The organism is Bifidobacterium ramosum, from assembly GCF_009299505.1.
In the GTDB taxonomy this organism is placed as follows: domain Bacteria; phylum Actinomycetota; class Actinomycetes; order Actinomycetales; family Bifidobacteriaceae; genus Bifidobacterium; species Bifidobacterium ramosum.
In genome coordinates, this window is the sequence record NZ_WBSM01000021.1 from 1 (window position 1) to 8,979 (window position 8,979).

The window sequence follows — 8,979 nt, forward strand, 5'->3', positions numbered from 1 at the left end:
CCGAGGAAGACACTCGGATTCCGGAAGCCTTCCGAGGTTATCCTCGACCTGATCAACGCAGCATGATACGATTCACGCAATCAAATCAGAAGCAACACAGGTGTTGCAACGATCACTAGAACCCGCCGACAGCTCCCCTCGGAGAGGGGAGCCATGTGTTGTAGCCTGGCTCCCCTCTCCGAGGGGAGCTGTCAGCGAAGCTGACTGAGGGGAGCAAGAGTTAGAAGCCAACCGAGTTATCCACATTTTGTGGTCGGTGAATAATTTATCCACAATATATAGGGGTCGCGATAGGTGAGGTGTAAAAACCTTGAAAAGTAAGGGTTTTCGACCGTCTCAACAGCGGTGTGAACGCGATATCCACAAGGTACTTATCCACAGTTATCCACATCATTGTGGATAACTGTGTGCATTACTGCACGTCAACGTTCCGCAACGATTCCACCGCGCGGAAGGCATCCCATACCGACCATCCCATGTCCATGCGAACGATGAAACTGGAACATACTGTCTTGTGAAGGAGGAGCTGTGTCCAAACACGATGCCACGCCCACGGAACCGCCAACCGAAGCGGTGGCTCAGGTAATCAACCGCATCTTCGGTGATGACGATTCCTCACTGGGCGCGCAGATCGCACAGGAGTCCACGCGATATTCGGCGATCGAGGCACAGGTCTTCCCCAAGCCGGCGAAAACGCGCATCATTGCCGTCGCCAATCAGAAGGGCGGCGTCGGTAAGACCACAACCACGGTGAACCTCGCCGCCGCGATGGCGTTGTCGGGTGCGCAGGTGCTCGTCATCGACATGGATCCGCAGGGCAACGCGTCCACGGCACTCGGCATCGAACACGGATCCGGCTGCGATTCCGTCTACGATGTGCTGGAAGGCCGTCTGGGGATCGACGACGCCAAACAGGTATGCCCTGACTTCAGCAATCTCGATGTGGTGCCGGCATCCATCGACCTGAGCGGTGCGGAACTGGAAGTCGCCGATGCGCCGAACCGTAACAACCTGCTACGCGACGCCCTGGCAATGTTCCTGTCAAACAGCGATCGGCACTATGACTATGTGTTCATCGACTGCCCGCCCAGCCTCGGTCTGTTGGTCATCAACGCGATGTGCGCGGCGAACGAGATGCTTATTCCTATTCAGGCCGAGTACTACGCGCTGGAAGGCTTGGGGCAGCTCATCCACACGATCGGTCTGGTGCAGGAGCATTTCAATGCGGCGTTGCTCGTATCCACGATGCTGGTCACCATGTACGACAAGCGTACGCTGCTCAGCCGTGAGGTGTTCGAGGAAGTCAAGAAGCACTATCCGTCGATCGTGCTGGAAACCACGATCCCGCGTACGGTGAAGATTTCCGAGGCGCCGAGCTTCGGCCAGAGCGTCATCGCCTACGATCCGAAGGGTATGGGCGCCACGTCGTACCGCGAGGCGGCGCTGGAGATCGCCAAGCGTTCGGCACAGGTACTGGAAGCCATCGCCATTAAACGAGGAGAACACTGATATGGCTAAGTCACGTTTGGGCAAGGGGCTGGGCGCATTGTTCCCCGATCTGCCGGGGGAGCCCCACGACGAGCAGCATGATCAGGCGAAACCGGCGCCCGCGCGTAAGACGGTTGCCGGTGCGGGAGTGTCGGCGCCGGTCAAGACGCCGACCGAAGTGCAGCACGGTCTGCATACCAGCCGGACAAAGAGCGGCGTCAAGGCCGAGGCCATGGCTGCCGAGCTGAATCTCGAGGCGAAGCCCGACTTCAAGCATGTGGTGGCGAAGACGGCCAAAAGCGACAGCAAGCCGTCGCCCGTGGCCAAGGCGACCGAGTCGGGGAGCGGCGTTGCCGAGCATGCCGCTGCCGAGGTCAAGGATACTGCTACGAAGGGCAAGACGGCAAAGTCCAAGCGCGCCGCCATGCCGGGGCTGGAAGCGATCGTCCATCCAAGCGATCTATTCTTCGGCGAGCTCGATGTGCCGGAGACGAACGGAGTCCAGTCCATCGCATCGCAGCCTGCCGTTGCGGCTGTGCCTGCTGTTCCATCCGGCGAAGGTAACACTGTGTCGTCCGCTGCTGGAGATGTTTCACATGAAACATCTTCCGAGGATCAGTCGGACGAACCCGAGCTGAAGCCAGTGTACGGCGGATATCTTGCCGAGCTGAAGGTCACCGACATCGGGCCGAACGCCCATCAGCCGCGTACCATTTTCGACGAGGACGAATTGAACGAGCTTGCCGCATCCATCAAGGAAGTCGGCATCCTACAGCCCATCGTCGTACGGAAGCGCACGAAGGCCGGTGATGTTTCACATGAAACATCACATACTGGGACTGACAGCGAGCATCAGACCGCATATGAACTCATCATGGGCGAACGCCGCTGGCGTGCGTCGCAGTTGGCGGGGCTGACCGTCATCCCTGCGATCGTCAAGACGACGGCCGACGACAACATGTTGCGTGACGCATTGCTGGAAAATCTGCATCGCGTCGCACTGAACCCGTTGGAAGAGGCCGCAGCCTACCAGCAGATGATCGATGAGTTCGGGCTGACGCAGGCCGCACTGTCCAAGTCGGTGTCGAAGTCCCGTCCGCAGATCGCCAACACGCTGCGACTGCTGAACCTGCCGGCCTCCGTACAAAAGAAAGTAGCCGCCGGTATTCTGTCCGCCGGTCATGCGCGCGCGTTGCTGGCGCTGACCGACGAAGAGGAGATGGACAAGCTCGCCACGCGTATCATCGCCGAAGGCCTGTCGGTGCGTTCCACCGAGGAGATCGTCGCCATGAAGATCGCTCAGGGGGAGCAGCCGCGCAAGGCCCGCGCCAACAAGAACAACCCGTGGGCGAACTCGCCGGTGCAGCAGCATCTGGAAAACCACTTCGACACCAAGGTGTCCATCAAGGGTTCCAAGACGCACGGCCGTATTGAGATCGTCTTCTCCTCGCCTGAGGATATGGATCGCATCATCGGTCTGCTCATGCCCACGGCCGATGGTGGCGAGTCCGCCGCCAACGACGGCTGGAAGTAGTAAGTCGGTTATCGGCATATGGAAAGGCGCGGGCCGAACTGATCACGTCAGTTCGGCCCGCGCCTTGTTGTTGTCCATGATCGGCGACTGGGCAGATGTGACTTTAGTGATTCGCCGGATCGAGCTTGTCGGCGAGATAGGACTGGGCATCGATGGCGGCACGGCATCCCATGCCGGCGGCACTGATCGCCTGACGGTAGGTGCGGTCGACCACGTCACCTGCGGCGAAGATGCCGGGGACGGACGTGCGCGTGGATGCACCATCCACGAGAATGTAACCGTCATCGTCCGTGGCGACCGCGCCATTCAGGAAATCACTGACCGGCGTATGACCGATCGCGACGAACACACCACTGGCCGGCAGTGTAGTCGTTTCACGTGAAACAACATCATGTACGGTGATCGACGTTACCTCGTTGCCGTCGCCGTTCACGGCATCAACCACTGCATTGGTGAGCAGGGTGATCTTCTCGTGTGCGCGAGCCCGATCGACCATGATCTTTGACGCGCGGAACTCGTCGCGACGATGTACCAGCGTTACCGATGAACCGAAGCGAGTCAGGAACAACGCCTCCTCGAACGCGCTGTCGCCACCGCCGACCACGATGATCGGCTTGTTGCGGAAGAAGAATCCATCGCACGTCGCACAGTAGGAGACACCGCGACCGGAGTACTCCTCCTCGCCGGGCACACCAAGCTTGCGGTACCGCGAACCGGTGGTGATGACCATCGCACGTGCGTGGATCACGTCGCCGCCGTCCAACGTCAGCGTCTTGACCTCACCGGAACAGTCGGTCGACACCACGTCGTCGTATACCAATTCCGCGCCGAACTTCTCGGCCTGCTTCTGCATGGCGTCCATCAGATCCGGTCCCATCACACCATCCGGGAACCCGGGGAAGTTCTCGACCTCCGTCGTATTGACCAACTGGCCGCCCGGCGTCAACGCGCCGGCGATCACCAGTGGACGGTATCCGGCACGACCCAGATAGATCGCCGCCGTATATCCGGCCGGGCCGGACCCAACAATAACCACATCGCGAATCTCATCACTCATGCGTCCCACTGTAGCAAGGGGCGGCTATCCCATTCCCCGCAGTCGCGACGTTGCGCTGAGAGACAAGAACGGCCACGCGAATGGCAATCCGCGCGGCCGCTTGTTGCTGCCTGACTGGAGGCGTCGTTGTCAGAAGCCGAAGTTGTCGGGGTCGGCGCCGTTGCGATGACCGGTGCTGAGCGTGTTGATCGCGGCCATGTCGGCGTCGGTCAGTGTGAAATCGAACACGTCGAAATTCTGACGGATGCGTTCGGCGTGCGTGGACTTCGGCAGTACGACGATGCCGCGCTGCAGATGCCAGCGGATGACGACCTGCGCGGCCGACTTGCCGTACTTCGCGCCGATCTCGGCCAGTAGGGGAGTGCCGAGCAGGTTGCCGCCCGTGCCGCCAAGCGGACTCCACGCCTCGACCGCGATGCCGTGGCCGTGCACGAAATCGACCAGCTCCTGATTGGTGAACTGCGGGGAGGACTCGATCTGGTCCGCCGCCGGCACGACATCGCTGTTCGCCAGCAGCTCGTTGAGATGATGCTGATGGAAGTTGCTGACGCCGATCGCCTTGGCGCGCCCAGACTGGGCGATCTCCTGCAGATCATCCCACGCCTGCTGCCAGCCATCCGCCGGCCAGTGGATCAGATACAGGTCGACGTAATCCACGCCAAGACGATCCAGGCTTTCGTTGAACGCATCCTTCGCGCGATGGGCGCGAATATCGTCGTTCCACAGCTTGGTCGTCACGAACACGTCCTCGCGCGGCACACCGGACTCGCGGATACCCTCGCCGACGGACGCTTCGTTGCCGTAGATGCGGGCCGTGTCGATGTGCCGATAGCCGGCCTCCAGCGCCGAGCGGACCGCGTTGACGGTGGTGTCGCCGTCCGGCGTGCGGAAGACGCCGAGACCGATCTGTGGGATGACCGTGCCGTTGTTCAAGGTGATCGTCGGTTGCGTGCCGAAGCGGCTGGTTGCTGTGGTTGTGGTCATGAGCGATTTCCCCCTGATTGTCCGATTCATATGGTGTATGGACTGATGGTTGCCATTGTAGTGGGAGGGTGGCGGTGCGGCCAGTGCAATCAGCGGTCAGGCGAACGGGTGGTGGTCGGTGGTGGCGTGTCTGGCGGTGGCGGGGCCGGAAACCACAGAAGCCCGGCGGTTGGGCCGGGCTTCTGCAGAGAGGAAGAAGGAAGAAAGGAAGTTCATGTCGCGGTCTGTTCGACCGCTGACTCTTATATAACCAGCCATTTCCTAGCGCAACATGGGTTGAAGCTGAGTGTTGTCTGTGAATCGTGGCGTGTGGATATGCGAGGAGGTGATGGGGGCGCTGTTCGATCGTTCCTCCGATTCGATCGTTTCGCTGGTTTCGGTTGGCTCTGTCCGCTCCGTTGACTCGGTCGATTGTAGGTCGATCAGTGATCACTCCAGCGCAAGAAATTCGGGAAATAAACGGCTTCGTCCCGAAATAGTTGCGCTGACAACGACTCAGTGTCGGAAACTCGGGACAAAGCGTCTGTTTTCCTGAATTTCTTGCGCTGAGCCGATGTCAGCGCAAGAATTTCGGGAAAACAGATTGTCTGCTGTGATCCCCGCATCGAGTTGCGCATTATAACTTTTTATAAGCTTTATATCTTTTATAAGTAGCGTTAAATTGTTCTGAACGGTACGTTTTCGGGGAGTAAGGAGATGACGTGGGCAACCCGTTCAAGCCAGCGGCCGGCATGACTCCGCCGGTGTTGATCAGCCGAGCCGGTGGTATCGAGGATTTCTCCTATGCCTTGGATGATGGCGTCGGCGCTCCGGGACGCCTGATGTACGTGATCGGTGCCTGTGACGTCGGTAAAACGGTGATGCTTAATGCGTTGGGTGATGTTGCTCAGCAGCGAGACGGTTGGTTATCGATGAGGCGGTCGACGCCGATTTCATCAGTCGTCTGACCGATGCGGTGCAAGCTGATGCGGACGGTAAGGACGCGATTGAGCAGCTGGAGCCTCCCTACGGCGTCGGTGTCGATCCCGGGATCCGTGATCGGTGTGGGAATAAGCCTGAGTTCGGTTCAGTTCTCGCCGTCGGAACGATCGTTAAATATCCGTAAGGTGATGACCTGATGACCGATCGTCTTGCGGTATTGGAGAAGAAGAATCGCGGCATTCTCATTACATTGAATGAGGTACAGGTTTCGCGGATCGATGGAATTCGCGCACTGGCCACCGCCATCCAGTATTTGATCCGCGAACGTCGCAACGTCGCGTTCGTATTCGCGGGACTGCCATCGATGGTGGAGGATGTCATCAACGACAATGTTCTCACGTTCCTTCGTCGTGCGTAGCGTCGACATCTGGGCGACATGGTGCATGGTCCGGCGTTGGATGGCCTATCGCCCATGGCCCGTGACTACTTGTTGGCCATGGCGCAGGATGATGGCCCATCGGCTATCGGCGACATTGCGAAACGGCTTGAGCGTGACCAGATCTATGCCAATGTATATCGCACGCAGCTGATCAAGGAGGATATCATCTTTCAGTCTTCGTACGGGTACGTGGATTTCAAGCTGCCGTACCTGCGCGACTATCTACGCGAACATGGTGCATTTCACCAGATGCGCCGCACCATCGAAGGTCTGGAGTAGTGGAGTGGAAACGGGAACTATCTGATGGTGGGCTGTTCCGGCATGCATATTACCCATGCCGGAACATGGCCCTTACCGAGTCAGAAAATCCTCGTTGGGGGTTGCCGTCGATTCGCGTATGATCATTTCACTACGAATGATGGAATATCTGTCCCAGTTGTCCGTTCGACCGCGACCCTCTCGTTCATCGTTAATCTGGGCTTGCAACAAGGAGAATGCCTCCTGACCAACGCGATTAAAATCCTGACGTACTGTGGTGAGTGCGGGATTCCACAGTTTCGCGAGGGTGTGATCATCGAATCCAACTACGCTGATGTCTTCCGGCACTCGTGCGCCGACGTCGACAAGTCCGCGTAATACACCAATCGCTAGTTCATCGTTATCGGCGATTACTGCGGACCATTGTCTTTTTTCTCCGATGAGCCGGCCAATAGACCGCGCATCCTGTGCATCCCAGCTTGAGTGGAATAATGTTGGCGAAGGAATTCGTGCATCTCTGCACGCGTCTTCCGAACCTCCTCGGCGTGTTGCCGGACCCGCATTCCCTGGAAAACAGACATAGCAGAGCGACCGATGCCCGAGATCGATCAGGTGTCTGGTGAGTTGGTATCCGGTCGAATGTTCTTCCGGACAGACTTGGCAGAGGCCATCGACGTGCGGTGTACCGGAAACAAACACGAAAGGGGTGCCATCGGGAATGAACTCTCGTGCGGCATCAGACGGAGTGTCATAGTCAAGAAGGATGATGCCCGCAGGATTCTGCTGCAAAGCTTCCTTGACACTGTTCTCTATGGAGCCGGGAGATTCATTGCTGACGACGACGACATCAAAAATATACCCATTTTTTGCGCAGCATTGTTCGATGCCTTCCAGAGTGTGTATCTGTCCGTATAAGGTGATGCTGCCGCAAAAGACGACGATACGTGTGGTGCGATCAGTCACCAAAGCTCGCGCATATGGGTTGGGATGATAGCCGAGCATGGCAATGGCTTTGGCTACTTGTTGCCGGGTCTCTTCCTTGATGTACCCGTTGTTATTGAGATAGCGGGAGACCGTCGCGGTGGATACTCCAGCCAGGGATGCGACGTCCTTGATCGAGGCTGGTTTTCCTGCTGCTGGCATGGATTCTCCTTTGACTGTGCTGTGACTGTGTACTCATCATAACGCCAGTGTCATATGCTCACATTTGACTCACGTTATATAAACGTATACAGATATATCTGTATTATAGATGATGAAACGCCGGTAACTCCTACGGGTTGATGCTTGAAAATAAGTATTTTCAAGCATTTATAAACAAGATGGTCGCAATGGTTGCGTAACGTACCTTAGTGTGTTAACGTATACATATGTCAGGCGGGGGAGTGCAGAGCCTGACTGGATCAAGACAATGGCAGTCGAAAACGAGGAACCAATGAATCAACAATCGGCATCAGAACCCCCTATGGGATGGAACAGTTGGGACTCGTATGGAACGGCAGTCAATGAGAATGCTGTGCTGGCCAATGCCCGCTTTATGCATGACTATCTTCTTCAATACGGATGGAACACCGTGGTCGTCGACATTGATTGGTATGATCCGACCGCAAAGTCGCATGGGTACAATGCGGATGCGCCGATTGTGCTTGACGATTTTGGCCGTCAACTTCCCGCTCCAATGCGGTTTCCTTCTGCACGGAATGGCGATGGGTTCAGACCGCTTGCCAATCGGATCCATGATATGGGGTTGAAATTTGGCGTGCACATCATGAGAGGAATTCCTCGATTGGCCGTTGAACGGAACTGTCCGATCCTAGGAACGGAGTGGTCTGCGTCTGATGTAGCCGACAAGGAGCATGTCTGCGGTTGGAATCCAGACAATTACGGCTTAAAACCAGGGCATCCAGGAGCGCAGGCATATTATGATGCTCAGGTAGATCAGCTGGTTTCATGGGGCGTGGATTTCATCAAAGCCGATGATATGCAAGTGCCTTTTCATGCGGATGAGATACGTGCGTATGCCAGTGCCATCAGGAAAGCTGAGCAACGGTATGGGAAAAGTGTGGTATTCTCGCTGTCTCCTGGAGGGGCTCTGCCTACTACACATATCGATTTTTTGCGTGAACACGCCCAGATGTGGCGAATTTCAGATGATCTATGGGATAAATGGAGTGTAATGTCTCGGGGCCTAAATGACGCATGTGTCGGGGCATGGTTGACGGTATGTCCTGGGGCATGGTTGACACATGCGTCATGTCGGTGTCATTCAACTGTCGGTTTGTTTCTTGGCCGGAGCTG

The 8,979-nt window shown here is 57.1% G+C and carries 9 protein-coding genes; 6 read left to right on the forward strand and 3 right to left on the reverse strand.

What is annotated here, in order from left to right; genetic code table 11:
* Positions 1-528: 528 nt before the first annotated feature.
* The gene (locus DSM100688_RS11635) at positions 529-1,509 is read left to right on the forward strand and encodes a ParA family protein (RefSeq protein ID WP_163146991.1); all 981 of its coding nucleotides are present in this window, start codon (positions 529-531) and stop codon (positions 1,507-1,509) included.
* Positions 1,510-1,720: 211 nt separating this feature from the next.
* Positions 1,721-3,022 (forward strand): ParB/RepB/Spo0J family partition protein, encoded by a 1,302-nt coding sequence (locus DSM100688_RS11640; RefSeq protein ID WP_152359257.1) that lies wholly within the window; start codon positions 1,721-1,723, stop codon positions 3,020-3,022.
* A gap of 103 nt (positions 3,023-3,125) precedes the next feature.
* Here the strand turns inward: DSM100688_RS11640 and trxB are convergent, their stop codons facing one another.
* Entirely contained in the window at positions 3,126-4,079 is a 954-nt protein-coding gene (gene trxB / locus DSM100688_RS11645) for a thioredoxin-disulfide reductase (protein WP_152359250.1), read from the reverse strand.
* Between the two features lie 129 nt (positions 4,080-4,208).
* Complete coding sequence (locus DSM100688_RS11650; RefSeq protein WP_152359251.1) at positions 4,209-5,063, reverse strand: aldo/keto reductase; 855 nt, start codon at positions 5,061-5,063, stop codon at positions 4,209-4,211.
* A 701-nt stretch (positions 5,064-5,764) separates the two neighbouring features.
* Here DSM100688_RS11650 and DSM100688_RS11655 point away from each other — a divergent pair.
* From DSM100688_RS11655 to DSM100688_RS11665, 3 genes are all read left to right on the forward strand, one after another.
* Positions 5,765-6,010 carry a hypothetical protein gene (locus DSM100688_RS11655; protein WP_152359252.1) on the forward strand — a complete coding sequence of 82 codons (246 nt, stop codon included), beginning with the start codon at positions 5,765-5,767 and terminating at the stop codon, positions 6,008-6,010.
* A 170-nt stretch (positions 6,011-6,180) separates the two neighbouring features.
* Positions 6,181-6,402 carry a hypothetical protein gene (locus DSM100688_RS11660; RefSeq protein WP_152359253.1) on the forward strand — a complete coding sequence of 74 codons (222 nt, stop codon included), beginning with the start codon at positions 6,181-6,183 and terminating at the stop codon, positions 6,400-6,402.
* Positions 6,403-6,456: 54 nt separating this feature from the next.
* Positions 6,457-6,702: a hypothetical protein gene (locus DSM100688_RS11665; RefSeq protein WP_152359254.1), complete on the forward strand. Its 246-nt coding sequence runs from the start codon at positions 6,457-6,459 to the stop codon at positions 6,700-6,702.
* A gap of 72 nt (positions 6,703-6,774) precedes the next feature.
* Here DSM100688_RS11665 and DSM100688_RS11670 read toward each other — a convergent pair whose 3' ends face one another.
* Positions 6,775-7,824 carry a LacI family DNA-binding transcriptional regulator gene (locus tag DSM100688_RS11670; protein WP_152359255.1) on the reverse strand — a complete coding sequence of 350 codons (1,050 nt, stop codon included), beginning with the start codon at positions 7,822-7,824 and terminating at the stop codon, positions 6,775-6,777.
* Positions 7,825-8,146: 322 nt separating this feature from the next.
* Here DSM100688_RS11670 and DSM100688_RS11675 point away from each other — a divergent pair.
* Positions 8,147-8,979: alpha-amylase family protein (locus DSM100688_RS11675; protein ID WP_476727153.1), on the forward strand; the 833-nt coding region annotated here is incomplete at its 3' end.